Consider the following 23405-nt stretch of genomic DNA (forward strand, 5'->3'; position numbering starts at 1 on the left):
CGGGGCTTTCCCGCCATTTTTGCGGTGCATTGATGTCGCTGATGATCTGGCTCGAAAGGACGGGCGGAGGGTGCGATGAACAGACTTGCTGACAGGGTGCTGGCGCTTCTGCTGGCCGCGGTTGCCATCGGCTGCCTGGCGCGGATTTATCCGCTCGTCGCTACCCTCGCCTGGGGTCGGGCCTCCGTTTCGCAGGATGCGGCCTCCCTGCGGCTTCTGGTTTTCTCCGTGGCGGCACTTGCCTGCCTTGTCGGCGCGTTGCTGTTCTGGGCCGGTCTTTTGCCAGGCCGGCCGGCGCACCTTGCCAGCGCGCCTCTGTTCGGCCGAACGGCGGAGGTGCGGGAGACCGGCAGGCCTGGCCTTCGCAAGGTCTTTTTTGCCTTGCCATTGGTTGTGCTGGCGGCGCTCGCTGTTGACCGGCTCGGCCCGTGGCATGATGGTGGCGGCGGGGTGGCCAGCGAGCTCAAGGCGAATGAACCCAAGCCTGATGAACCCAGGCTTGCCGAGCCCAAGCCTGATGAACCGAAGAGCCAGGATGTCGCCAGCACGCCGCCAGCCGTGGAACCGGCACCTCCGGCTCCACCACCGGTAGCCGCCAACCCACCGTCGACACCGATGCCACCCGCTCCACCGCAGACTCCCGCCGCGCCGCCGCCGGAGGTCGCGATCATTCCGCCGCCCACGGTGGCGCCGTTGCCGCCACCGCCGCCGTCGGCCCCAACCCAGCCCGACGGCCATCGCGACGCGGTCGTCTGGCTGGCGGTCGCGCCCGACGGCCAATCGATCATGAGCGCCAGCACCGACCACGTCATCAAGCTGTGGGACGTCGGCGGCAAGCACTTGATCCGCAATCTCGGCGTCCACAAGGACATGGCGCGCACGGCGCTCTACATGCCCGACGGGGTTAGCGCGCTGACGGCCGGCGACGACGGCGAGATCGTGCTGAGAAAACTCGCCGATGGTACCGTGCTGCATGTCTTCCAGTCCGGCCAGAATGGCGGCGTCAACAAGCTGGCGATCAGCCCGGACGGCAAGCACGCCGTCAGCGGCCACGACACCGGCAACGTCATCGTCTGGGATCTCGTCAACAATTCCGTGCTGCATGTGCTGACCGGGCACGGCTGGTCGATCAGCGCGGTCGCCGTCTCGCCCGATGGCAAGCAGGCGCTCAGCGGCAGCATCGACGGCACGCTCAAGCTCTGGGACATCGACAGCGGCAAGCAATTGCGCAGCTGGCACGGCCACGAGCAGGGCACCTACGGCGCCGTGTTTACCACCGACGGACATCATCTGATCACCGGCAGCGGCGATCTGACGATCAAGGTCTGGGATCTCGACAGCGGCCGCGAGGTGAAGCGGTTCGAGGGTCACGAGGGCACCGTCTACACGCTGGCGCTGTCGGCCGACGGCAAGCGCCTGCTGTCGGGCTCGCTCGACGGCACGGCTAGGCTGTGGGACATGGAAACCGGCAACCAGATCGCCATGTTCGACAGCCAGACCGGCCCGATCTACGCGGTGGCATTTGCTCCCGACGGCACGGTGCTGACCGGCGGCTATGACCGGACGATCAGGGATTGGCCGGCCACGGGGGGCGACGGCGTGGTGCTGTTTGCGGGGGCGCCGGGGTGAGGTGTAAAGGTCAAGACATCGATGGCCGGACATAGTGACCGTTTAATCCCTAAATAACGATAGGTCTTGTATGGTGCCTGGATGAATTGGTGGATCGGCTGTTGCTGGATTGCCGGCAGTATTTGCTTTGCAGTGCTGGATCATCGCGCACGAAAACTGGCCGGCAAACGCTGGCTCTCAGAATGGCCCTGGCGCCTGGTGACTTACTTTGCGCTCGGCGGCGTCTTCGCCGCAATAGGATACGCGCCGATTTTCCTTCATCACTTCGTTGAGGCGATCGTCGGTGTTTACAGTCATCCGCCAACGTTGAGAAGTTTGGCAGTGCTTTTTGTTTGGGGAGCAACCGCAGCCGCTGCCTTTGGATTTCTTGTATTGGCCCGCAGAACACTTCGTGAGATCGGCAGCTTGCAGCACGGGGTAAGATCGATGGCAGCTTTTCGCACTATTGCCTGCGCAATGGTGTTGGTTGCCATCGCCATAGGCATCCTTGGTACCGGGTTCCTGTTTGGTCTCGATATTCAGCGGAGCCACTGATCAGTTGCTAGATCAACAAGCGACAACATATTCATCGTCGCTTCGCGCGGCGGCTGCGTCGTCCTGCCCCCAGGCGTTTGCCATGGCCGACGCGGACGGGGGGGCGCATTGTTGGGATGGCTCGGGCGTCCGCGTCAACCAGGGCGGCTCGTACCGCCGCGACTGCAACATGACACATTGCGGGGCGCTCGAAACTTCCGCGAAAGCGGAATAGGCAGGAGCTGCGGCGCGGATTCGGCGCTCTGCTTCGCGGGGCAATCGCGCGAAACAGTTTTTCCTGCCTGTTGCATTTGAGCCATGAGACCAAGCAGGACTATCTGGCTTCGGCGCGTGGACGTCTGTTGGCCGTTGCCTTATCTATGGCGACGCCAGCAATCGTTCGGCGGCAGAAAGCGACGTAAGCCCTGGCTTCTTCGTCGACAACCACGACACGGAAAAAATCGTCGTCGGTAAGATCAACTGCAAGTTCTGAGACGACAAGCCACGCCCTTCATCGGTTCGCCCCTCGGTCGGCCGCCTGGATCGATCGGGCTGGCACGGAAGAGAGAACATGTTGACTGGACGGCTGCTCGCCAAGATAGAGCGCCCCGCCCAGGATGAGGAAAACAATCCCCACCGCCACCAATCCGACCGTCAATACGGCAATCGCCGTACCCGGACCATGGCCTGTGTTGATGATGATGGACCGATGGGGCACGCTCGTTTCCTCCGAGATGAGGCGGGTCCGGAGACCTCGCGGAAAAACGGCAGCAAGGGCCAGATGTTCCCGGAGCAGGGCCTTATTCGGCCGTTTGCGTTTCCCTGTAGGACCAAGGTCTTAGCGGCCGAACGCAAAGGTCCGAGGGGCCCTGTTCGGTTCCGGCAATGTCCATTGGACGTTCCGTTATTTTAGTCAAACGACATATAATGGTGCGGCGCTGCCGGAGGTAGGAAAGCGTCAAAAAAATAGCCGACGAAGCTTTTTTACCGGCACTTGCGAGGCGAAAAACAAGGTCGTCGAGAAGCGGCAAATTCACCAACGGCTGATCGGATCAAGTCACGGCTCACGTCTCGTCAAACCCTCCCTCGCGGTTCAAATCACGCCTGATCGCAGCTTCTTCGTCGTCGTCAGGGAGGGCGTCGTCACTGTCCTGGTAGGCGTTGTCGTCGTCTTCCTCGGGCAGTTCGCCCTCTTTCTCTGTTTCGTAGCGAATGTCGCCATTTTCCGGCACTGAGTCGGGCAGGATCTGGCCGCCCTTGACCGCGTCCCAGTCCTGCTGCTCGATGGTCGGGCCATCGGCCTCGGGACCGTCTTCTTCCATGTCGGTGCGTGGTTTTTCGCGCGGTGCCATGCCGGCCTCCAACCCTTGAAAGGACTGCAAGCGAAACTCGGCGTGCCGCCATTTGTTCCCGCCTGATAGCGGTAGGGGTTGCGCCTAATGACCACCGAAGGCTTGCGCGTCAGCCCAGCCACCACCAGAGCGCTGCGACCACCGCCACGATCGCCGCGATCGTCAGCCCCAGCATGATGTAGGAGCCCTTGACGATATCGCGGATGATCTTCTTGATCGTCTCGCGGTCGTTGAGGTTGGGGAACGGCTCGTTGGGCAGCGCCACGCCGAGGAATTCGCAAAGCGGAGCCCAGCCTTCGGTCACCTTGTAGACCAGCAGCTTCTGCGGCGGCACCGCTGCCATGACCTCCTCGACATAGGCGTTGTAGCGCGCCACAGCCTTGGCGCGGTCCTCCATTACGCCGTTCAGCGTGCGACCCCACACCAGTTTCCTCGACATATCGCCGAATTTCCGGCCGAACGGCGTCAGCCACTCCAAGATCTTGAACTGCCAGACATTCTCGGTGAAGTAGATTGTGTCGATCGTGCTCTCGTACCAGGCTTCGGCGCCGCGCGGGTGGAGCGTCAGCAGTACCTTGGCATCGGGGTAGGCAACCATCAGTTCCTTCCACACGCAGCAGCCGGGATTGTCCACGGTGGCTGTATAGTTAGCGAACACACGGTTCCAGTCGTGCTGGCTGCCGGGCGCACTGTTGGCCACCTTGCGCCAGAAATCGAGATGACCTTTGTTGGCCTTGTTCAGGATTACTTCCTGCATGTGGTAGGAAGGCAGGCCGAGCCTATTGAGCGCGGCAAAGGTCGACCACGTGCCAGTGCGGCCGAAACCGGCCCCGATCAGTTTGAGCGTCATTTCCCCATCCCTCGGACTTGTTTTCTCCATTACCCCGGTCCGTGAGCATTAAATTGCTCCCGACCGGGCGGTCGCGCAACAAATTTCGCGAGCTGTTCCGGATCGGGCGATCACATAGTTGCGAAGTCGCTAAAATAATGAAACGTTGTGGGCGGGTAATGGGAATTCAGGCAGGGGAGTCGTTTGAACCGGGGCGGTTTGAGCGATTTTGGGATCGATGTATTTTGGACATTTTCTCGTAGGGATGTCAGTCACGACCGTCGTTATCGCGGTCTGGACCTATCTAGCCACCGGTTCTTTCTGGGAGGCGCTCGCCTGGACGGTCGTGACATTGCTTGTCCTGCAGGTTGGATACTTCATGCTCGTCGTGCGGCTGATCTACAGGCGCGCGCATCATGCCGCGACAAGCGAGGATACCGTGAACGTTGTTCCGCCGCTGCATCGGGATGGTGTCTGGTTCTGAAGGCCGACATCCGGGATCGATGATGTCCGGGTGGATCAGGAGTGCTTTTCGCTACCGGCCATCTATTCGCGCGTGCGCCAGGCAGCCGGCAAAGGGCGCCATCAGCGCGAGAACGGCAAACGTCAGCCACGCCGTCCGATTGCTGGAACCAAGGTGCCAGAGCCGGCGTTTCCCTGATGTGACCGGTGAGGCTGCCACCTCCGCCGGCGCCGTTAAAGGCTCGTCCTGCTCCCGGCAGGGCGGGCCTTTTTCGGGTGCGGCGAAGGGGTGGGAACGACGCGGCGCGCTCCACGTTAGCTGTAGCTAAGGCAATAGGCAGACCAGATCGAATTCACTCCGTGAAGAAGTACGGCCCGGCGCGCTTCACGGTGAAAGTATTTTTCGCTTATATTTTTCACTAAAAATGTAATCTCTGAAAATAACCTCTGAGGTTTTGTCTGCGTGATCCATATATAATCACAATGTTGTCAACGGCGGAAATTCTCATCAGTTTGCCTGAATGGCGCATTTATTCCAAAAATCGAGATGGAACCTCGCGACGGTGGCGGAGTTTTCCTGCAGGGCGGGTTTGACATATCCAACCATGGAGGTTTGTTATGAAACACTATCTTGCTACGAGTGCGGCTGCCGCGATCGTCCTGATGGGTGGTATTGGCACGGCCTTGGCGGAAACCGTCGTCGTGCAGCCACAGGATGAGACAGTCGTCCGCGAATACGTGAAGAAGGAGCCGCTGGCGTCGGTGAACCTTTTGGGCGTCGAGCTCAAGCTCGGCTCGCCTGTGCCGGACAGGGTTGAATTGCGCGAGGTACCCAACGTCAGGTACCGCGTCGCCGTGATCAACGACCAGACCGTCCTGGTCGACCCCGACACGCGCGAAATCGTCGAAGTGCTGCACTGATCCGTGGCCTGGCCATGAAAGAGGGTGCGACACCGACTAACTGATACCGGCCCAACTCTTGGGAAAAGCCCGCCGCGGCTTCGTGGCGGGCTTTCTTTTGAAGCGGGCCTTGCCGCCTATTCGGCGGCGAGCTTGTCCTGCGTCTTCGTGTCGAAATCGCTGGCGTCATGGCGCTCGTGCAACTGCAGAGCCGGTTCGCCGAAGGCGCGGTTGACCATGCGGCCGCGCCTGACCGCTGGCCGCTCGTCGATCACCTTCGCCCAGCGCTGCACGTGCTTGTATTCGTGCACCGAGAGGAATTCGGCGGAATCGTTGTACATGCGGCCAAGCGCCAGCCCGCCATACCAGGGCCAAACCGCCATGTCGGCGATCGAGTAATCCTTGCCGCCGAGATACTCCGTTTCGGCCAGCCGGCGGTCGAGCACGTCCATCTGGCGCTTCACCTCCATCGAGAAACGGTCGATGGCGTATTCGAATTTTTCCGGCGCATAGGCGTAGAAATGGCCGAAGCCGCCGCCCAGATACGGCGCCGAGCCCATCTGCCAGAACAGCCAGGACAGCACCTCCGCCCGCGCCGGCTGTTCGGTGGGCAGGAATTCGCCGAACTTTTCGGCGAGATAGACGAGGATCGAACCGGATTCGAAGACGCGCATCGGCGTGGCGCCGCTGCGATCCATCAAGGCCGGGATTTTGGAGTTGGGGTTGACCTCGACGAAACCGCTGCCGAACTGGTCGCCATCGTTGATGCGGATCAGCCATGCATCGTATTCGGCGCCTTCGTGGCCGCGCGCCAGAAGCTCCTCCAGCATGACCGTCACCTTGACGCCGTTCGGCGTCGCCAGCGAATAAAGCTGCAGCGGGTGCTTGCCGAAGGGCAGCTCTTTGTCATGCGTCGGCCCGGCGATCGGCCGGTTGATGCTGGCGAAGGCGCCGCCACTCGGCTTGTTCCAGGTCCATACTTTCGGCGGGGTATAGTCGGTCATGTCGGGCCTCGTGGCGTGATGGGGGAGACAGAACGGGATCGGGGGCGGATCCACCTACAGCTAGGGCTGCGGAGCGGGAAGTTCAACTTGCGTTGAACTATTGTCAATATAGAGCGCCGGCTCCTTCCTTCTCCCCGGAGGCCCGCTCTTCAGGTATTCAGCCCCTTCAAAAGGTCCAGTGGGCCTTTTGATCCGGGCTCCCCGCTCTTCAGGTGTTCAGCCCCTTCAAACGGTCCACTGGACCTTTGATCCGCCCGAAGGCGAACCGGATCTTCACCATTCGAAGCTCGAAAAGCCAGGCAATTGGCTTTTTGTCCGCTGCGCGGACCGCTTCTCACCCCTTGCACCATCCCCTCCAAGGCATACCTATAGAACAAGCCGCCAGGGCATTCGCATCGCAGGACAAAATCATGACCGCCAATCCCAATCCGCGCTCCGTCGTTGCCGTGCGCGCCACCGTTCCGGAAGACGCCTTCACGGCGGGCGCGCTGGGCACGCTCCGGGAAGGCAGCGGCGTCGTCATCCGCGACGATGGGCTGGTGCTGACCATCGGCTATCTCATCACCGAGGCCGAGGAGGTCTGGCTGACCACGCATGACGGCCGTGTCGTCCCCGCGCATGCGCTGGCATACGACCAGGAATCGGGCTTCGGCCTGGTCCAGGCGCTGGCGCCGACCGGCCTGCCGGCGGTGGCGCTGGGCGACGCCGGCAAGGCCAGGATCGGCGACGCGGTCGTGCTTGCCGACGGCATCGGCCGAGCCGTCGAGGCCAGGATCGTCACCAAGCAGGAATTCGCCGGCTATTGGGAGTATCTGCTCGACGAGGCGATCTTCATCGCGCCCGCGCATCCGTCCTGGGGCGGTGCGCCGCTGTTCGGAGCCGATGGCGCGCTACTCGGCATCGGCTCGTTGCGCCTGCAGATGAGCCGCGCCGGCGAGGTCGCCGATATAAACATGATCGTGCCGATCGATCTTTTGCCGCCGATCCTCGACGATCTCTTGACGCGCGGCCAGGTGGCCAAGCCGCCGCGGCCCTGGCTTGGCGCCCTGTCGGCCGAAAGCGACGGCCAGGTGGTGGTGATGAGCGTGACCGAAGGTGGCCCGGCCGCCAAGGCCGGCCTGCGCGAGGGCGACGTCATTTCCGAGGTTCGCGACGGCGCGGTCGATGGGCTCGCCGATTTCTATCGCAAGCTGTGGGAGAGCGGCTCGGCGGGCGCCGAGATCCCGATGCGGGTGGTGCGCGACGGCCGCGAGACCTGGCTGCGCGTCAAATCCGCCGACCGTGGCAGTTTCCTGAAAAAGCCGCAGCTGCAGTAGGCCTTACCATTTCGGCCAGGCGATGCATCCAAGACTGCTCAAGACCTTTCTCGCCGTGGCGCGCAGCCGCAACGTCACGCGCGCCGCGGAGGCCGTCCATCTCGCGCAGTCGAGCGTCAGCGACCAGGTCCAGTCGCTCGAGGCCGAGCTTGGCGCTGCCTTGTTCACGCGTTCGAAGGCCGGCCTGGAGCTGACCCCGGCGGGACTGGCGTTGAAGCCCGTCGCCGAAGAGCTGTTGCGGCTCGACGCAGAGGCGCGTGCGGCTGTGCAGGCGGCTGCCGGGCAGACGAGCGGGCAGGTGACCGTCGGTGCGCTGGAGACGATCGCCTCGGCTCGGCTGGCGCCGTGGCTGCCCGGGTTCCAGGCCCACCACCCCGGCATCATTGTCCGGATGAAGGTGGCAGGCAGCGGCGCGCTGCTGCGCCAGCTGGAGGACGGCGATATCGATGTCGTCTTCTGCTTCGAGCCTCGCCATTTCGCGAAGGACACTTCCGATCAGCGTTTCGCCAGGCGCACGATAATGGCCGAACCGCTGGCACTGGTCGCGGCTCCGGGGCAGGGCACCGCCCCAGGCGACATTGCCGCGCTCGCCAAACTGCGGTTCGTGGCGACCGAGCCCGGATGCATCTACCGGCACATGGTCGACACTGCCTTTGTCGAGGCGGGTGTCGATGCGCCAGCAATTGCCGCCGAAGTCGGCAGCATCGGCGTCATTGCGCGGCTGGTGGCCGCCGGCGCGGGTTTCGGCCTCGTTCCACGCATTGCCGTCAGCGATGCGATCGCGCGTGGCGACATCGTCGAACTGCCATGGCCCGGTTCGGCGCGGGCGGCGCCGCTGACGATGATCTGGCGACGCCGGCGCGTCCAGCCGCCGGCGCTCCGGCAATTGCTTGCCGCCGCTCGCGATACGCTTGTGCCAACTGAGCGTTCAGGAGCTGAATCGACGAAACGCTCCAATGCCTTGTTTGCAAACAGTTCCTGATGTCGGGCCATGCTAGGCCAGCCGATGCCCGCCCTCGACATGCAGCGTCGTTCCCGTCGTGAAGCCGTTGCCGATCAGGAAGGCGATGGCATCGGCGATGTCTTCGGGTTGGCCGATCCGCCCGACGGGCAGCCGCTCGGCCATCGCACCAAGCATTTCGGCCTTCCTGTCGCCGGCGACCTGCGTCCAGATCGTGGTGTCGACCCAGCCGGGCGACACGGCGTTGACGCGGATGGGCGCGAGCTCCACCGCCAGCGCCCGCACCAGCCCTTCGAGCGCCGCATTGACGGCGGCGACGACCGAGCCACGCGCGGCCGGGCGGTAGGCGGCGATGCCGGAAACGAAGGTCATCGAGCCGGCAGGTGTAAGTTGTGGCGCACCATGCTTGGCCAGCAGCAGCGGGCCGAAGAGCTTGCTTTCGACCACGCGTTGCGCCGCCTCTAGGTCAAGCTCCGGCAGCAGACGGTAGGCGCCTTCGATGTCGGCGGCGGTGCTGACGATGTGGTCGAGCCCGCCGACGCGCGCGAACAGCGCCGCGACCTGGTCCTCCCGCGTGAGGTCGACGACGGCCACATCCAGTTTGTCAGGATTGCCCAGCGCCTCGCGCGCCTGTTGCAGCCTGGTCTCGCTACGCCCGGCTATGATGACTTCAACCTGGCGCTCGACACAACGCCTGGCCAGTGCCAGGCCCATGCCGGAGCCGCCGCCGACGATCAGGATTTTCTGGCTCGGAATGCTCATTTCGCTCTGCCTTTGCTTGGAGGAACAAGGGCAGGGGATTGGCAGGTCAGGGCGCCAAGGGGAAACGGAAGAAACCGATGGTGTTATCGGAGATGCCGATAGTGCGAGCCGCGCAGCGGTCTCGTTCAGCGCACCAGCGGGCTGTCCCAGACGACGAACACCGGCAGCACCGCCGCCGGTCTGACGCCGGCCGGGGGCAGGGCGCTACTTATTCCTCGCAAGCGGTGAAGGCGTCGCCCGAATTCCAGTCCTTGAAGGCGACGATCCGGCCTTCGGCCGACACGGTCTTGTGCTTCGTGCTGCCGTCCGGCTGCTGCTTCGAGCTGATGCCCTTGCCGGTCAGCACATTGTAGTCACAGGCGCTGGCGACATTCTCCTTGAGGTAGTCCTGCGAATCATAGGCGAAGCCGGCAACGATGAAGGTGCCGTTGCGGTAGGCGATGGTCAGCGTCTGGTTGGTGCGTTCGCTGCCGATTGGCGGTGCCGGCAGATAGAATTTGATCGAGCCGTTGGGCAGCATCGTCAGTTCCGGCTCGGTGTCGGAGTTCTCGTAGCCCGGCCGGTCGTAACCGTTCCACTCGCCACCGATCTGTTCGTGCACGGTTTCGACCGGCTTGAGGTAATTGTGCTCTTTGTCCCTGAGGAAGAAATGGATGTCCATCGGATCGGAGGGCTCGGTCTCGATCACCACGGCAAGGTCCGGCGCACCGTCGCCGTTGAAGTCACCGGTCAGCGCGGTGATGATCTTCTGGGTTTCGATCGGTTCGGCCAGCGCCGTAATGGGGAGCAGGAAAGCAAGAGCGAAGAGCAGGGATCGCATGGCGTGTTCCGAGGGTGGGAGGGAGACGCGTCCAAGAGGACCATGGCAGGTCTTGCGGGAATTTACAGCAGGGCGGCGGTCATGCGTTGCCTTGCGCAACGAAGCGCAAGGCCGCTCATTCTCCGCAATCGGTAAAGCTGGCCCCGCTATCCCACTCGGCGAACGGCACGACCTTTCCTTCCACCGCCACGGTCCTGTGCATACGGGTGCCATCCGGCTGCATCTTGCTGCTTTTGCCCTTGCCGGTCAGCAGATTGTAGTCGCAGTCGCTGGCGACATTGTCCTTCATGTAGTCATGATAGTCATAGGCAAAGCCGGCGACGACGAAGCCATTGTTGCGCCAGGCGATCGTCAGCGTCTGGTCGGTCCGCGCGCCGTTGGACGGTATCCCCGGTATGTCGAGCTTGATCGAGCCGTTTGGCAGCGCGGTCAGCTCCGGCTCGATGTAGGACGCCTCATAGCCTGGCCGGTCGTAGCCGTTCCATTCGCCATACATCTGCTCCTGCACGATGCCGGCAGGTTTGAGAAAATTGTGTTCCTTGTCCCTGAGGAAAAAATGCATGTCCATGGCTGCGCCGGGTTCCGTCTCGACGATCATCGCCAGGTCGATGGCGCCGTCGCCGTTCCAGTCGCCGGTGGCCGCGGTGATGATTTTTTGGGTTTCGATCGGTTCGGGAGGGCAGTTGCGGGGAGCGCGAGGACAAAAGCGAGGAGCAGACATTTCATGGCGCGTTCCCCGACAGTGATACCCGCTTTGGTACAGCACAGCGCGAGGAGGCGCCAGCGCCCCCTTTCCCCTGGAAGGATGGCAAGTGTGCTAGTCGCGTTCCGCGCTGGCAAACACCATCAGGTTCCCGTCGGGGTCGCGCATGCGCATGATCCAGAAATGGTCGGCTTTCTCGATAGGACCGGGTTCGAGGCCCGCATCCACCAGCCTCAGCCGTTCGGGCGCCAGCGGCAGCACGCCAAGCGTCAGCGTCGAGGTGTCGGCCTTGTCCTTGTCCTCGAAGAGCTGCACCTCGGCGCTGTCGCTGAACTGCCACTCGGCCAGCCCAGGCATCGGCCGGCGCTGCGGCGCCTTGCCGAAGAGTTTTTCGTACCAGCCGATGCTGGCTTCGAGATCGGAGCAGCTGACATGGGCGAAAATCGTCTGGATCGCCATCGGAACCTCCATCCGGCGGTTGCACTGATGCCGGAACGCGGCGATGGGTGGTGCGTTCCGCTGACTGGCGCCGGTGCGTCGGCTGCTGACGAAAACTGGCCGTGGGTTATGCCATGATGCTGGCCGATAAGGGGACGATGGTGGCAGGCGACATGGTGGCACAAGCGACAATTGCATTGAACGGACAGGCCCGCTGATGGCGCCGGTCAAGATCGATCCCGACAAGGTCCGGGAGTTCCCCGACGCGGCCAGCTTCTACGCCTGGCTCGGCCAGCACCATGCCACGGAAACCGAAGTGTGGATCAAGGTGCACAAGGTGGGTTCGGGGCTGAAGTCGATCACGCCGAAGGAAGCCATCGATGTCGTGCTGTGCTTCGGCTGGATCGACGCGGTGCGCAAGGGGCTGGATGAGAAAAGCTTCCTGCAGCGCTATACGCCGCGTGGCAGGAAGAGCATCTGGAGCAAGATCAACATCGACAATGTCGCACGGCTCATCGAAGAGGGCCGCATGACAGAGCATGGGCTGAAACAGGTCGAGGCAGCCAAGGCCGATGGGCGCTGGGCGCGGGCCTATGGCGGCAGCCGGGAGATGAAGATCCCCGACGATCTGCGGGCGGCGATCGACGCCGAGCCGGCCGCGAAGGCGATGCTGGAAAAACTCAGCGCGCAGAACCGCTTCGCGCTCGCCTTCCGCACCCACAACATGAAGACCGAGGCTGGCCGCAAAAAGAAGATCGAGACCTTCGTCGCGATGCTGAAGCGCGGCGAGACGATCCATCCGCAGGGCAAGAAATAGGCGTTCAGGCATCCGGATGCGGGCAAAGCCGGTGGTACCGATGCGGCCCGGCTTTGTGGGGGGGCGGTTCACCATTTGAATCGCGAAACCGCCCTAACTGCCTGTTTTTGCCCGGATCGCTGTCAGGCCCCCGGATCGCTGACAGGCCATTGCACATCGCCGACTGGTGATACCGACATGGCCGGTGGACGAAGGGCGGCGTGGCCGTTACCTTTTCCAGCGCCGCGCCGATCGCGCGGCGGTTGCTGGGAGTCGTTGCCGTTGAGAAGAGTTGCTTCGTGGACGATGGCATTGTTTCTCACGGCCATTGTCGCGTGTGCCGGAACCGGGGCCGCCGCCCAGACGTCCCCCGACCTGTCCTTGCCCGCCGACCTGTCGACGAAAGAGATATCGATTGGGATAAAGGCCGCGCCGCCCTTCGCCTTCAAGCTACAGGACGGCACCTGGTCCGGATTGAGCATCGACCTCTGGCAGAAAATAGCCGGGCGGCTCAAGCTTCGTTTCCGCTATGTCGAAGTGCCGACCGTGCAGGATCAGATCGATGGCGTCGTCAGCGGCAAGTTCGATGCGGCGATGGCGGCGATCACGGTCACGGCCGACCGCGAAAAGGCGGTCGATTTCACGCAGCCCTTTTTCACGACCGGGCTCGGCATCGCGACGCCGCTCAATAACCAGCCTTCATGGCGGCCGGTGATGCGCGCGCTGACCTCGTTCGGCTTCCTGCAGGCGGTGCTGGCGCTGATCGTCATCTCCGTCGTGGTCGGCGTGCTGATCTGGATGTTCGAGCGCCGCCACAATGATGATTTCGGCGGTGGCGTCGCAAAGGGCCTGTTTTCCAGCATGTGGTGGTCGACCATCGCCGCGACGCAGGCCAGCACCGGCGACTTCGGCCCGCGAACCGTGCCGGGGCGCGTGCTGGCCGCACTCTGGATGATGGGATCGATCATCGTGATCGCGGTGTTCACCGCTGGCGTCACGTCGGTGCTGACGGTGACGCAGATGGAAGGGATGGTGCAGGGCGAAAGCGACCTCGCCGCCGTCAGGGTCGGCGCCGTGCAGAACTCCTCGACAGCGTCCTACCTGGATTCGACGCAGATCCGCCATCAGGACTTCGCCACCATCCAGCAAGGGCTCGACGCGCTGCGCGCCGGCAAGGTCGATGCGCTGGTCCACGACAAGCCGCTGCTTGGTTGGCTGGTCGGGCAGAATTACGCGACGAGCCTGCAGGTTCTCGACGCAACCTTCGACCAGCAGCAATATGCCATCGCGCTGCCGCTCGGCAGCAAATTGCGCAAGCCTCTCGATGTCACCCTGCTGCAGACCATGGAGAGCGACTGGTGGAAGCAGGCCGTCTTCCAGTATCTGGGCGAGAAATAGCCGGGAGGAACCGACACCGGGCATTGCCCAAGAAAAAGCCGCCCTCGCGTTCTGCGCGTTGCGGCCTTTTCCCGGGAGTGCTGTCACTGGTTGAGGTCGACCGGTGTCACGCCCAGAAGTTTCAGGGCGTTGGCGTAGGCCCGGATGCCTTGCGCCTGCTTGCGCTCGGCGCAGAACCGGTTCGCCTTGTCCTGGAGCGCCGTTGCCTCGGCGATCTCACTGGCATTGGCGCCGGGTTCGGCTTGGGTCTGGATGGCGCTGTCGAGTTGAAGACCGAGCCGGCTGCAATATTCGCTCCGGGTCACCGCCGCTTCCGCACCCGACTGTGCGACCACAAGCATGGTGAGCGAAACGCCCGCGAGGGCAACCATCCATCTGGTTGAACGTCGTTGCATTTTCGGGATCATCTCATTGCGCCGAGTGGCGGCCGCTGTCCGGCTGCCACGGGATGGTTATCGCAGACGATCTTTTCGCCAGTTTTTCCGGTGTGTTGAATCTTGTTTCTGGAGTGTTTCTGGCGTGAAGCCGCCGATCTCCCCCCTTGTGGGGGAGATCGGCTGTATGCGGCGCTTCTGCCTCTTCCTTTGCCGCTATCCTTCGCGTAAGGCGCCGGGCAAATCCTTTCAGCGCAGGCACAGTCCGGAAACCCGCATGATCAGACTTGAAAGCATCAGCAAGCAGAATGGCCGTCAGCTTGTCTTCATCGAGGCGTCGGCCTCCCTGCAGAAGGGCGAGAAGATCGGTCTTGTCGGGCCCAATGGCGCCGGCAAGACGACGCTGTTTCGCATGATCACCAGCCAGGAGCAGCCGGACGAGGGCCAGGTGCAGGTCGATCGCGGCGTCACCATCGGCTATTTCAGCCAGGATGTCGGCGACATGGCGGGCCATAGTGCTGTCGCCGAGGTGATGAACGGCGCCGGGCCGGTGAGCGACGTGGCGGCCGAAATGGCGGAACTCGAGGCTGCCATGGCCGATCCCGACCAGGCCGACCGGATGGACGAGATCATCGAGAAGTACGGAGAGGCGCAGCATCGCTTCGAGGAGCTCGACGGCTATGCGCTCGACGGCCGGGCGCGTGAGGTGCTCGACGGCCTCGGCTTTTCCCAGGAGATGATGGACGGCGATGTCGGCAAGCTGTCCGGCGGCTGGAAGATGCGCGTCGCGCTGGCGCGTATCCTGTTGATGCGGCCCGACGTCATGCTGCTTGACGAGCCGTCGAACCATCTCGACCTGGAAAGCCTGATCTGGCTGGAGCAGTTCCTGAAGGGGTACGACGGCGCGCTGCTGATGACCTCGCACGACCGCGAGTTCATGAACCGCATCGTCAACAAGATCGTCGAGATCGATGCCGGTTCGCTGACCGCTTATTCGGGAAACTATGAGTTCTACCAGCAGCAGCGTGCCATCGCCGACAAGCAGCAGCAGGCGCAGTTCGAGCGCCAGCAGGCGATGCTGGCCAAGGAGATCGCCTTCATCGAACGCTTCAAGGCGCGCGCTTCCCATGCCGCACAGGTGCAGAGCCGGGTGAAGAAACTCGACAAGATCGACCGCGTCGAGCCGCCCAAGCGCCGCCAGATCGTGAATTTCGAGTTCCAGCCGGCGCCGCGCTGCGGCGAGGACGTCGTGACCTTGAAGAACGTGCACAAGGCGTATGGCAGTCGTACCATCTATGACGGGCTGGACTTCCAGGTCCGCCGCCGCGAGCGCTGGTGCATCATGGGCGTCAATGGCGCCGGCAAGTCGACGCTGCTGAAGCTGGTGGCGGGCGCTTCGGATCCCGACACGGGCACGGTGGCGCGGGGGCCTAGCGTGAAAATGGGTTATTTCGCGCAGCACGCCATGGAGCTGCTCGAAGGCGAGCGCACCGTGTTTCAGACGCTGGAAGACAATTTCCCGCAGGCCGGCCAGGCGCCGCTCCGCGCGCTCGCCGGCTGCTTCGGCTTTTCCGGCGACGAGATCGAGAAGAAGTGCCGGGTGCTGTCAGGCGGCGAGAAGGCGCGGCTGGTGATGGCGCTGATGCTGTTCGATCCGCCCAACCTCCTGGTGCTGGACGAACCGACCAACCACCTCGACATCACCACCAAGCAGATGCTGATCGAGGCGCTGTCGCAGTATGAAGGCACCATGCTGTTCGTTTCGCACGACCGGCATTTTCTAGCCGCCCTGTCCAACCGGGTGCTGGAGCTGACGCCCGAGGGCATCCACACCTATGGTGGCGGCTACACCGAATATGTCGAGCGCACGGGGCAGGAGGCGCCCGGGCTGAGGGGGTAGGCCGCTACTTCAGCGAGATGCTCATGCCGCTGAGATCGGCGTTGACCTGCATGCCCACCTGCCTGCCTGTGAGTTCGAGCTGGGCGCCCTTGTCATTGGTCATGACGATCACCTGGGCGCCTTTGCCGATCGCGCCGCCACCGCCCGCCGCACCATAGACCCCGGTCACATCCCGGGCGCGCCGGATATGGCGCACGGTGCCTCGGAAATAGGTCTTGGAAACGCCGAAGGCGAGGCCGCCCGAGACGGCGCCGACCGAGATGGGATAGCTTTTGCCATGGAAGGTCAACGTGCCTTCGCCGCCAGAGCCGCCGATGAAGAAGGCGGCTTTGTAGACGGCGAAGCGGATCGTGCCGCTGTCGGCATGCGCGGCACTGGCAAAGCTGATGCCCGCGGTGGCGATGGCGGCAACCGCGATGGAACGCAATCCGGACGAAATGTTCATGATGAAAGCTCCTCAGAAGGCCGCCGCTTGGCCCAACCGGCGGGGCTGTCAGCGTCATATCAAAGTTACAACTGAACAGTCTCGCCCGTCATTTGGTTCCAAGCACATGGCTTGAATCTGGCTGCGAGAAGATCGACACGAAGCGAGGTCTATGGCAAGCGCCAGGGCGGGACATCGCGTATACGTGATTGGCAAGGCGGAGGCGCCAGCCAGGCACGACCGTGCGGAATTTGGGATGATGCGATTCAAGGTGCAATTCAGGGGAAGAGCTTCAGGATGAGAATTGCGATGGGAATTGCGACGTCCGCATTGGCCGCGACGCTGGCTGGATGCGCGACCTCGCCGGTTGACTACGGGGCGTCGCTTTCGCAGCAGGACCAGAAATGGGCGTCGCCGCAATGCCAGCAGGCGCGGGCGGCGGCTTCGGACTATCAGGCGCGTGAAAAGCTCCATCCGGGCTGGGAATTCGTCGCGCTTGGCCCGTACGGGTTGGGAATCATCGCGGCCACCAAGGAGCACGAACAGAAGCAACGGAAGCTGTTCGCCCGCGAGGTGCACCTGCAATGCTCAAGCCTTCCGCTGCCGAAGGAATTGGAAGGCGATTTCAGCCCCGCGAGCGCACAGACGAAATATCCATAGACACACTTTCATCGCGGAGCACGAAGGCGGCTGTTGACGGCGCGTCGTTCGTTGCGGACATCTGGTCAGCCTGGGAGGAAGGTTGACGCCAAAAGCGGTCAAGCTGGAAGCACCGGGCATTGGTGTTTCAGCTGATTGACGGGGCGTTGACCGCAAATTGCGCGGCGAAAGCCCTGATGTAAGCGGGCCGAGCTTCCCCGCGCGCCACATAGGCGGCCAGGTTTTGATACTCGTCCAAAATGCCTGACATTCTCAGTCGCAGCAGCACCGATACCATCAACAGATCGCCGGCGCTGAACGCACCATCGAGCCCGTCGGCGGCGCCCAGGTGAACAGAGAGCTTGTCCAGCGTCGCGCGAACACGGTCCTTTACCAGCGGCAGGCGCTCTTCGCTCCAAGGCTTGTCACGTTCGAATATTCTTGCCGTCATCAATTCGAGGATCGGCGGCTCGACGGTGTTGAGCGCGGCAAACATCCAGGTGATGGCACGCGCGCGGGCATCGCCATCCCCAGGCAGCAGACCGGCATGCCGCTCGGCAAGATGAAAGACGATCGAACCGGTCTCGAACAGGCGCAGAGGTCCTTCCTCATAGGTGGGGATCTGGCCGAAGGGATGGATGGCCAGATGCTCGGGTGCCTTCATCTGCGCGAAGGAAACGAGACGAACCTCATAGGGCTGCCCCACTTCTTCGAGCGCCCAGCGAACGCGCGTATCGCGCGCCAGTCCCTTGCCGCCATCGGGCGATCGTTCAAAGGCTGTGATGGTGGGGGTCATTGGCAGGCTCCGGTGTCGGGTATGGTTTTTGGTTGCGCCCAAAGGACGAATGAGCGGGGTGCTTTCCGACACCCTGCCTCTTTTTCAGCCATGAGAGGGCAGGGTCGGCGCCGAAGCTGCCGATCTCCCCGTCGAAGGACTCGTGGGGAGATGCCGGGCAGGGCAGAGGGGGGGTGAAGGAACGCGGCGTTGTTCCAGCTTGGGTTCCTCTCCCCCGTCGATCGGGGGAGAGGTGTCGAGCGAAGCTCGACGGAGTGGGGGTCGATCTTCATCGAAGCATGCTTCCGCCTGACTACCGCTTGCTTAGGTTTTCTTGCCTGCCGGGTTATACCTGTCTTACGGCGGCGCGTTTGGCGATGGCTTCCCCCACTCCGTCGCTGCTTCGCAGCGCCACCTCTCCCCCCCTCCGGAGGGAGAGGAAGGCCGCCAAGGTTGGCGAACTCGTGCCTTCCAGCCGATAGATGGGTAGGGGAAGATTTTACGGTGTCGCCGCGTCGCCAAACCATCGTGACGCGGTCCCGCTCAGCTCCTCAAGGTCGGGCTCAGCATCTGCGGCCCAGGCGACGACGCCATCCGGACGCACGAGTAGGGCGCTCAGGCCCAGTCGCTCCCTGGCGTCGACGGCGACATAGGTGATGAGCCCGCTCCAGCGGCTTGCAAGCGCCTGAAGGGCAGGGTTGGCGTCGAAGTCCAGAAGCAGGCCTCCCCCGCACCTCAAGCGTTCGCCGAGCTTCGTCCCGTCGGCCAGTTCGAAGTCTGGTGCGCTGCGGCCGACCAGCGGATGGTTGCCGCCGAGGTCGTAGCGCAGCGAAATACCCCACACGCGCTCGGCGAAATAGGTCGCGCCGTCGCGCGTGTCGATGAGATCGCGGATAATGGCTTCAAGCGCGCGCGAACTGCGGCTTGGCCGCATCAGTGCGACCTGGGCGCGCGACCAGTCGAGAACCTGCGCGCCCACCGGATGCCGCTCATCGAAATAGCTGTCGAGCAGGCCGGCCGGCGCGTCGCCGCGGATAGTGGCGGCCAGCTTCCAGCCGAGGTTCATGGCATCGCCAAGCCCGAGGTTGAGCCCTTGGCCGCCCAGCGGGGAATGGATGTGGGCGGCGTCGCCGGCAAGCAGCACCCGGCCGTTGCGGTAGGCGGTCGCCTGGTAGGCGCGATCGGTCCAGGTGGTGGCGAGCCGCAGCGCCGTCAAGGTGACGTCCGTGCCGGACACGCGGCGCAGCACTGCCTGTACATGCTCTGGTGTGATCGGCTCTGTGCGGTGGAAGGCGCCGCCGTCGAACTCGACCATGGCGATGGTGCCTGGCCGTGAGTAGGTGTACATGCCCGTCGGCGTGTAGTGGCGGCCAAGGCTCAACCTGTCCGGGTCGACCATTTCGACTTCAACGGAATAACCGGTGAATTCGGGATCGGTGCCGGTGAAGGCAAAGCCGCCAAGCTTGCGAACCGTGCTGCGGCCGCCATCGCAACCGACGAGCCAGCATGCTCGAAAGGTCTCGCCGCCGGCGCGGATGGTCACATGTTCGTCCGACTGATCAACGGCTTCGACGCCGAGGCCACGCCTGATCTCGACGCCTATCGCGCTTGCGCGTGCGGCAAGCGCGGTTTCGAGATGCTCCATCTCGACGGCCATGCTGGTGCCCGCCGAGCCGGGCAGGCGGTATGGCCATTTCGAGCGGTCTATGGCGTCGAGGTAGAACTGGATGCCGGCGAAATGGCCGCCGGGTCGGCGCTGCTGCTGCATCCAGTGCGCGTCGGCCAATTTGCCGCCGCCGGAGCCATCATTGGTGGGCGGCGCAATGTCTTCCAGCAGGCCGCGACGGTGAAACGCCTCGATGGTGGGCACCGTCAGGCCGCGCATACCGAAGGGGAGCCGCTTCAACGCAGAGCCGGGATCCTCGGCCTGCTCCAGCACAAGGACAGAGAGGCTCGCGAGGCGAAGCTCGCAGGCGAGAAAAAGACCGACCGGACCGGCGCCGGCAATCACGACATCATAGGGATTCGAGTGGTGGCTGTGCATGAACTGCTCCTTGGTCGATGTTCGACCGGAGCGTTCCTCGAGTTGAGTTCCACACGGACGAACGATGGGGCGCAATAGCGCCCGATGTTCGTCGCGGGGATCTCGTGCACGAAGCCAAAGACCAGAGCTCTCGTCACCGAGAGGAGTTGGGCTTACCAAACCAACACTGCCTTTTCCGACAGCGGCTGTATAAGGGTGACGTGATCGATACGCAACAGGATGAGACCATGGTTTTCTGGATAGCGAGCGTGGCTGGATTGGCGATCGCTTATCTCTTCGGGTCCATACCCACGGGCTACCTGGCGGGGAAGCTGCTCAAGGGGATCGACATACGCGAGCATGGCTCCAGATCAACCGGCGCGACCAACGTGTTGCGAATGTTGGGAAAAGGGCCCGCCTTGGTGGTGCTGCTGGTCGATGTGCTGAAAGGCGTGGCGGCGATCGCCTTTGCCCGCTGGCTCTATGCATTGCCGTTTCTGACACCTCCGGCGGGGCTTGATCCGCAAAGCTTCGTGCCCTGGGCCGTCTGCCTTGCCGGACTTGCCGTGCTGCTGGGGCATGGCCGTTCGATCTGGTTGAATTTCACCGGCGGCAAATCCGCCGCGGCGGGGCTGGGCGTGCTCTTGGCGTTGTCCTGGCCGATCGGTCTGGGTGCCGCGGCGGTGTTTGGCGCGGTACTGGCTATTTCCAGGATTGTCTCGCTGAGTTCGATGCTGGCGGCGTTGACCGCGATCGCGCTGGTCTGCGGCATGGAGCAGCCCTTGGCCTATCGGCTGCTGGTGATCGCGGGCGGCCTCTACGTGATCGCACGCCATCGTGCCAACATCCGGCGGCTGCTTGACGGGACGGAGCCTCGCCTTGGGCAAAGCAGCCTGACCTCCATCCAGGGCGAAGAGACGCTTCCGAACAACAACAGCTAGGGGTTACGACGGCGAACGAATGCGCGACCTTGCCAATCAGCCGCTTCGCGCAAACGCACCGATGCTGTCGAGCAGTGGCTGTTGGTCGCCGACCCAGAACCAGTGGTCGTGACCGGCGACCTCGATGAACCGTGCGCCCGGGATCCTGGCGGCGAGGAACCGCCCTGCCTCGACGCGCACGGCGCGGTCGCCGGCGCGGTGCAGCACCATCGTCCGGGCCGAGACCTTTGCCAGGAGATGACGGACATCGGTATCACTCAGTGCCTCCAACAGCCCCGCGACCGCGCCGGGACTGGAGGCTGCCCTGAGCAGTCCGGCCCACCAGGTCCGAACCTGACGGTCACCGGCGAGACTCGGCGCGAAGGTTTCGATCTCCGCCGGACCGCCCCAGCCGGCGAGCAGGCGTCGCTTCCACAGATCATATTGCGCGGCGGTCAGGGCGAAGGGATAGTCGGGGGCGTGGCTGCCTTTCGCGAGCGAGCCCCAGAGGACAAGGCCGCTGAGGCGATCGGGGTGATCCACGGCAAAACGCACACAACCCGGCCCACCCTCCGAGGCGCCGATGAGCAGGGCCCGACGGCTGCCGGCCGCATTCATGACCGCCAGAATATCCTGCGCCGTCGCTTCGACGGTGGGGCGGGCGCCGACGCGGTCGGAAAGCCCCATGCCGCGCCGGTCGAACAGGATCAGGCGGCCCATCTGCGAAACCGAAGTGAGCCAGGCGCGACAGCGTCCGTCTTCCCAAATGCGCTCGACATGTGAAATGAAGCCGGGAACAAGCACGATGTCCATCGGGCCGGTGCCGACGATCTGGTAGGCGATGTGGATGCCGTCGACTTCGATGTAGTGCGTTGCGGGGACGGCGGCATCGTGCGTTGGCTGCTGCAGCAGGGCAAGGGTGGCGGGGTCCGGCGCTACGCCGAGTTCATCCCTCAGCAGCCGCACGCAGGATTCGACCTGGCGCTCGGCCGCCGCCCTGTCTCCGGCCGCCAGATGGGCACGGATCAGGTGACGGTGCGCGCTTTCGCTCAGGGGATCCAGTCCGGCCAGGCGTGTCGCGCTCACGACGGCAGCACGGGGCTCGCCATCGGCGATCTTGGCTTCGACCAGCCGTTCCAGCACCTGCACCAGGCGGCTGCGCAAGGCCTCGCGCCTGAAGAAAACCCATTCCTCGAATTCCGGACAATCCGGGACTGAGAAGCCGGCGAGATAGTCGCTCTGGTACGTATCGGCCGCCGCGTCGAGGGGACCGACATTGCAGGCATGTTCGAAAAAGCTGGAGTCGACCTCGACCGACAGCTCCGGGTGCAGGACGAGCGATGCTCCGGTGGCGGCGATGAGCTCGCTGCCGAAAGCGATGCGGATTTTATACAGTGTGCGGCGAAGGCGTGCCCGTGCGGATTCTTCGTCGGTTTCAGGCCACAGAAGCGTGGCGGCGACGTCGCGCGCCACGGGTCCGCCGGCCTCTGCGAGATAGATCAGGAGCGCAGCCGCCTTGAGCAAGGCAAGCTCCACCCGCCGCCCGTTCAGGCGGAACTCCGGAAACCCCAGAAATCGGAACGCCAATCGTTCCATCGAAACCGTGTGCGGCCGCCGAAGGGGTTTGAGAGGACGTTGAGGGGACGCCGGCCTTCTATCTACCCCACGACGCCGGGCCAAATGGGCCCGATCAGGAGACTCCCTTGGAGCGAGAAATGCCACTGGTCAATACGTTCACCCATCACTCTACGTTCGAGATCGATGCCGGCACCCCTGTCGGTGCCGCAACCATACGGCAGGGAGGCTGACACATGTGCCAATCCTGTCTTTCCTGGTACGCACGCTGCGTTGCTCCCTATTTCGTCCACGCCGGCTGTTCGGCGAACGCGTTCGCGCATATGCGGAGGCGCATGATCCCGCGGGCAGAGGGCATCGTCGTCGAAGTCGGCTTCGGGTCCGGCCTGAACCTTCCCTATTACGACGCCGCCCGGGTGAAGCGGCTGGTCGGCGTCGATCCCGACGGCACAATGCTCGGTCTGGCCGGACCGAAGTGCCGCTCCTCGCCATTCGATGTCGAATGCCTGCGTGCCGGCGGCGAAAGCCTGCCATTGGCCGATGCCTGCGCCGACACGGTCGTCGTCACCTATGCCTTTTGCACCATTCCGGACCCCGAGGCGGCGCTGAGCGAAATCCGGCGCGTCCTGAAGCCAACGGGGCGGCTGATCTTCATCGAGCACGGCCAGGCCGAGGGGCCGCGTTGCCGCAGGTGGCAGGAGCGCCTGAACCGCCTGTGGGGGCGGCTCGCCGGCGGCTGTCACCTCAACCGCGATCCGTTGGGCCTGATCCGCGGGGCGGGCTTCCACCTTATCGAAGAAGAGCGCAGGCGGTTTCCGCTGCCCTTCTGGCAATTGGGAAGCCACCACGCCGGCGTCGCGGCGCCGACAGGTTGATCGCCGTCGAGGCTCGG

At 63.6% G+C, this 23405-nt stretch carries 24 protein-coding genes; 12 read left to right on the top strand and 12 right to left on the bottom strand.

The genetic code is table 11. The features are described from left to right. The first annotated feature begins 75 nt into the window (after window positions 1-75). Both MESOP_RS35635 and MESOP_RS15845 read left to right on the top strand, forming a co-directional pair. The gene (locus tag MESOP_RS35635) at window positions 76-1629 is read left to right on the top strand and encodes a WD40 repeat domain-containing protein (RefSeq protein ID WP_013894329.1); all 1554 of its coding nucleotides are present in this window, start codon (window positions 76-78) and stop codon (window positions 1627-1629) included. 81 nt (window positions 1630-1710) lie between these two features. Beyond that, a complete protein-coding gene (locus MESOP_RS15845) occupies window positions 1711-2163 on the top strand; it encodes a hypothetical protein (protein ID WP_150111203.1) in 453 nt (150 codons plus the stop codon). Window positions 2164-3206: 1043 nt separating this feature from the next. On the opposite strand, the gene MESOP_RS15850 is transcribed toward MESOP_RS15845, so the two are convergent. Beyond that, window positions 3207-3494: a hypothetical protein gene (locus tag MESOP_RS15850; RefSeq protein ID WP_013894331.1), complete on the bottom strand. Its 288-nt coding sequence runs from the start codon at window positions 3492-3494 to the stop codon at window positions 3207-3209. Window positions 3495-3603: 109 nt separating this feature from the next. Then, window positions 3604-4344, bottom strand: coding sequence for a sulfotransferase family protein (locus MESOP_RS15855; RefSeq protein WP_013894332.1), 741 nt, complete (start codon window positions 4342-4344; stop codon window positions 3604-3606). 244 nt (window positions 4345-4588) lie between these two features. Here MESOP_RS15855 and MESOP_RS15860 point away from each other — a divergent pair, with 244 nt between their 5' ends. Both MESOP_RS15860 and MESOP_RS15865 read left to right on the top strand, forming a co-directional pair. Then, window positions 4589-4807, top strand: coding sequence for an exopolysaccharide production repressor protein (locus MESOP_RS15860; protein ID WP_023767209.1), 219 nt, complete (start codon window positions 4589-4591; stop codon window positions 4805-4807). 596 nt (window positions 4808-5403) lie between these two features. Continuing rightward, window positions 5404-5706, top strand: a complete 303-nt coding sequence (locus tag MESOP_RS15865; protein WP_013894334.1) for a DUF1236 domain-containing protein — start codon at window positions 5404-5406, stop codon at window positions 5704-5706. Window positions 5707-5822: 116 nt separating this feature from the next. Here the strand turns inward: MESOP_RS15865 and yghU are convergent, their stop codons facing one another. Then, window positions 5823-6689: a glutathione-dependent disulfide-bond oxidoreductase gene (yghU, locus tag MESOP_RS15870; protein WP_013894335.1), complete on the bottom strand. Its 867-nt coding sequence runs from the start codon at window positions 6687-6689 to the stop codon at window positions 5823-5825. A 410-nt stretch (window positions 6690-7099) separates the two neighbouring features. Between yghU and MESOP_RS15875 the strand changes: the two genes are divergently transcribed. Continuing rightward, a complete protein-coding gene (locus MESOP_RS15875; RefSeq protein WP_013894336.1) occupies window positions 7100-8005 on the top strand; it encodes a S1C family serine protease in 906 nt (301 codons plus the stop codon). Between the two features lie 22 nt (window positions 8006-8027). After that, window positions 8028-8987: a LysR family transcriptional regulator gene (locus MESOP_RS15880; RefSeq protein ID WP_013894337.1), complete on the top strand. Its 960-nt coding sequence runs from the start codon at window positions 8028-8030 to the stop codon at window positions 8985-8987. A gap of 12 nt (window positions 8988-8999) precedes the next feature. On the opposite strand, the gene MESOP_RS15885 is transcribed toward MESOP_RS15880, so the two are convergent. The 4 genes from MESOP_RS15885 to MESOP_RS15900 form a co-directional block, all read right to left on the bottom strand. Then, a complete protein-coding gene (locus MESOP_RS15885) occupies window positions 9000-9728 on the bottom strand; it encodes an SDR family oxidoreductase (RefSeq protein ID WP_013894338.1) in 729 nt (242 codons plus the stop codon). A 208-nt stretch (window positions 9729-9936) separates the two neighbouring features. Then, window positions 9937-10548, bottom strand: a complete 612-nt coding sequence (locus tag MESOP_RS15890) for an FG-GAP repeat protein (RefSeq protein ID WP_013894339.1) — start codon at window positions 10546-10548, stop codon at window positions 9937-9939. 115 nt (window positions 10549-10663) lie between these two features. Continuing rightward, entirely contained in the window at window positions 10664-11269 is a 606-nt protein-coding gene (locus MESOP_RS15895) for a hypothetical protein (protein WP_013894340.1), read from the bottom strand. A 96-nt stretch (window positions 11270-11365) separates the two neighbouring features. Beyond that, window positions 11366-11710, bottom strand: coding sequence for a VOC family protein (locus tag MESOP_RS15900; protein ID WP_013894341.1), 345 nt, complete (start codon window positions 11708-11710; stop codon window positions 11366-11368). A 196-nt stretch (window positions 11711-11906) separates the two neighbouring features. On the opposite strand from MESOP_RS15900, the gene MESOP_RS15905 reads away from it, so the two are divergent. Further along, entirely contained in the window at window positions 11907-12506 is a 600-nt protein-coding gene (locus MESOP_RS15905) for a YdeI/OmpD-associated family protein (protein WP_013894342.1), read from the top strand. Window positions 12507-12791: 285 nt separating this feature from the next. Next, a complete protein-coding gene (locus MESOP_RS15910; RefSeq protein WP_013894343.1) occupies window positions 12792-13883 on the top strand; it encodes a transporter substrate-binding domain-containing protein in 1092 nt (363 codons plus the stop codon). 83 nt (window positions 13884-13966) lie between these two features. On the opposite strand, the gene MESOP_RS15915 is transcribed toward MESOP_RS15910, so the two are convergent. Beyond that, the gene (locus tag MESOP_RS15915; RefSeq protein WP_041164720.1) at window positions 13967-14278 is read right to left on the bottom strand and encodes a hypothetical protein; all 312 of its coding nucleotides are present in this window, start codon (window positions 14276-14278) and stop codon (window positions 13967-13969) included. A 256-nt stretch (window positions 14279-14534) separates the two neighbouring features. Between MESOP_RS15915 and MESOP_RS15920 the strand changes: the two genes are divergently transcribed. Beyond that, the gene (locus MESOP_RS15920) at window positions 14535-16157 is read left to right on the top strand and encodes an ABC-F family ATP-binding cassette domain-containing protein (protein ID WP_041164151.1); all 1623 of its coding nucleotides are present in this window, start codon (window positions 14535-14537) and stop codon (window positions 16155-16157) included. A gap of 4 nt (window positions 16158-16161) precedes the next feature. Here the strand turns inward: MESOP_RS15920 and MESOP_RS15925 are convergent, their stop codons facing one another. Continuing rightward, the gene (locus MESOP_RS15925) at window positions 16162-16602 is read right to left on the bottom strand and encodes a lipid-binding SYLF domain-containing protein (protein ID WP_013894346.1); all 441 of its coding nucleotides are present in this window, start codon (window positions 16600-16602) and stop codon (window positions 16162-16164) included. A gap of 276 nt (window positions 16603-16878) precedes the next feature. Between MESOP_RS15925 and MESOP_RS15930 the strand changes: the two genes are divergently transcribed. Then, window positions 16879-17241 carry a hypothetical protein gene (locus tag MESOP_RS15930; protein ID WP_041164152.1) on the top strand — a complete coding sequence of 121 codons (363 nt, stop codon included), beginning with the start codon at window positions 16879-16881 and terminating at the stop codon, window positions 17239-17241. A 127-nt stretch (window positions 17242-17368) separates the two neighbouring features. On the opposite strand, the gene MESOP_RS15935 is transcribed toward MESOP_RS15930, so the two are convergent. Together MESOP_RS15935 and MESOP_RS15940 are read right to left on the bottom strand one after the other, a co-directional pair. Continuing rightward, on the bottom strand, window positions 17369-18016 hold the full coding sequence (locus MESOP_RS15935) for a glutathione S-transferase family protein (protein WP_013894348.1): 648 nt from the start codon (window positions 18014-18016) through the stop codon (window positions 17369-17371). A 478-nt stretch (window positions 18017-18494) separates the two neighbouring features. Then, complete coding sequence (locus MESOP_RS15940) at window positions 18495-20039, bottom strand: FAD-dependent monooxygenase (RefSeq protein WP_013894349.1); 1545 nt, start codon at window positions 20037-20039, stop codon at window positions 18495-18497. A 227-nt stretch (window positions 20040-20266) separates the two neighbouring features. Here MESOP_RS15940 and plsY point away from each other — a divergent pair, with 227 nt between their 5' ends. After that, complete coding sequence (plsY, locus tag MESOP_RS15945; RefSeq protein WP_013894350.1) at window positions 20267-20959, top strand: glycerol-3-phosphate 1-O-acyltransferase PlsY; 693 nt, start codon at window positions 20267-20269, stop codon at window positions 20957-20959. 36 nt (window positions 20960-20995) lie between these two features. Here the strand turns inward: plsY and MESOP_RS15950 are convergent, their stop codons facing one another. After that, window positions 20996-22534: a bifunctional AfsR/SARP family transcriptional regulator/alpha/beta hydrolase gene (locus MESOP_RS15950; RefSeq protein ID WP_013894351.1), complete on the bottom strand. Its 1539-nt coding sequence runs from the start codon at window positions 22532-22534 to the stop codon at window positions 20996-20998. 314 nt (window positions 22535-22848) lie between these two features. On the opposite strand from MESOP_RS15950, the gene MESOP_RS15955 reads away from it, so the two are divergent. Continuing rightward, window positions 22849-23388 carry a class I SAM-dependent methyltransferase gene (locus MESOP_RS15955; RefSeq protein ID WP_245265107.1) on the top strand — a complete coding sequence of 180 codons (540 nt, stop codon included), beginning with the start codon at window positions 22849-22851 and terminating at the stop codon, window positions 23386-23388. The last annotated feature ends 17 nt before the right edge of the window (window positions 23389-23405 follow it).

Source organism: Mesorhizobium opportunistum WSM2075 (genome assembly GCF_000176035.2).
GTDB lineage: Bacteria > Pseudomonadota > Alphaproteobacteria > Rhizobiales > Rhizobiaceae > Mesorhizobium > Mesorhizobium opportunistum.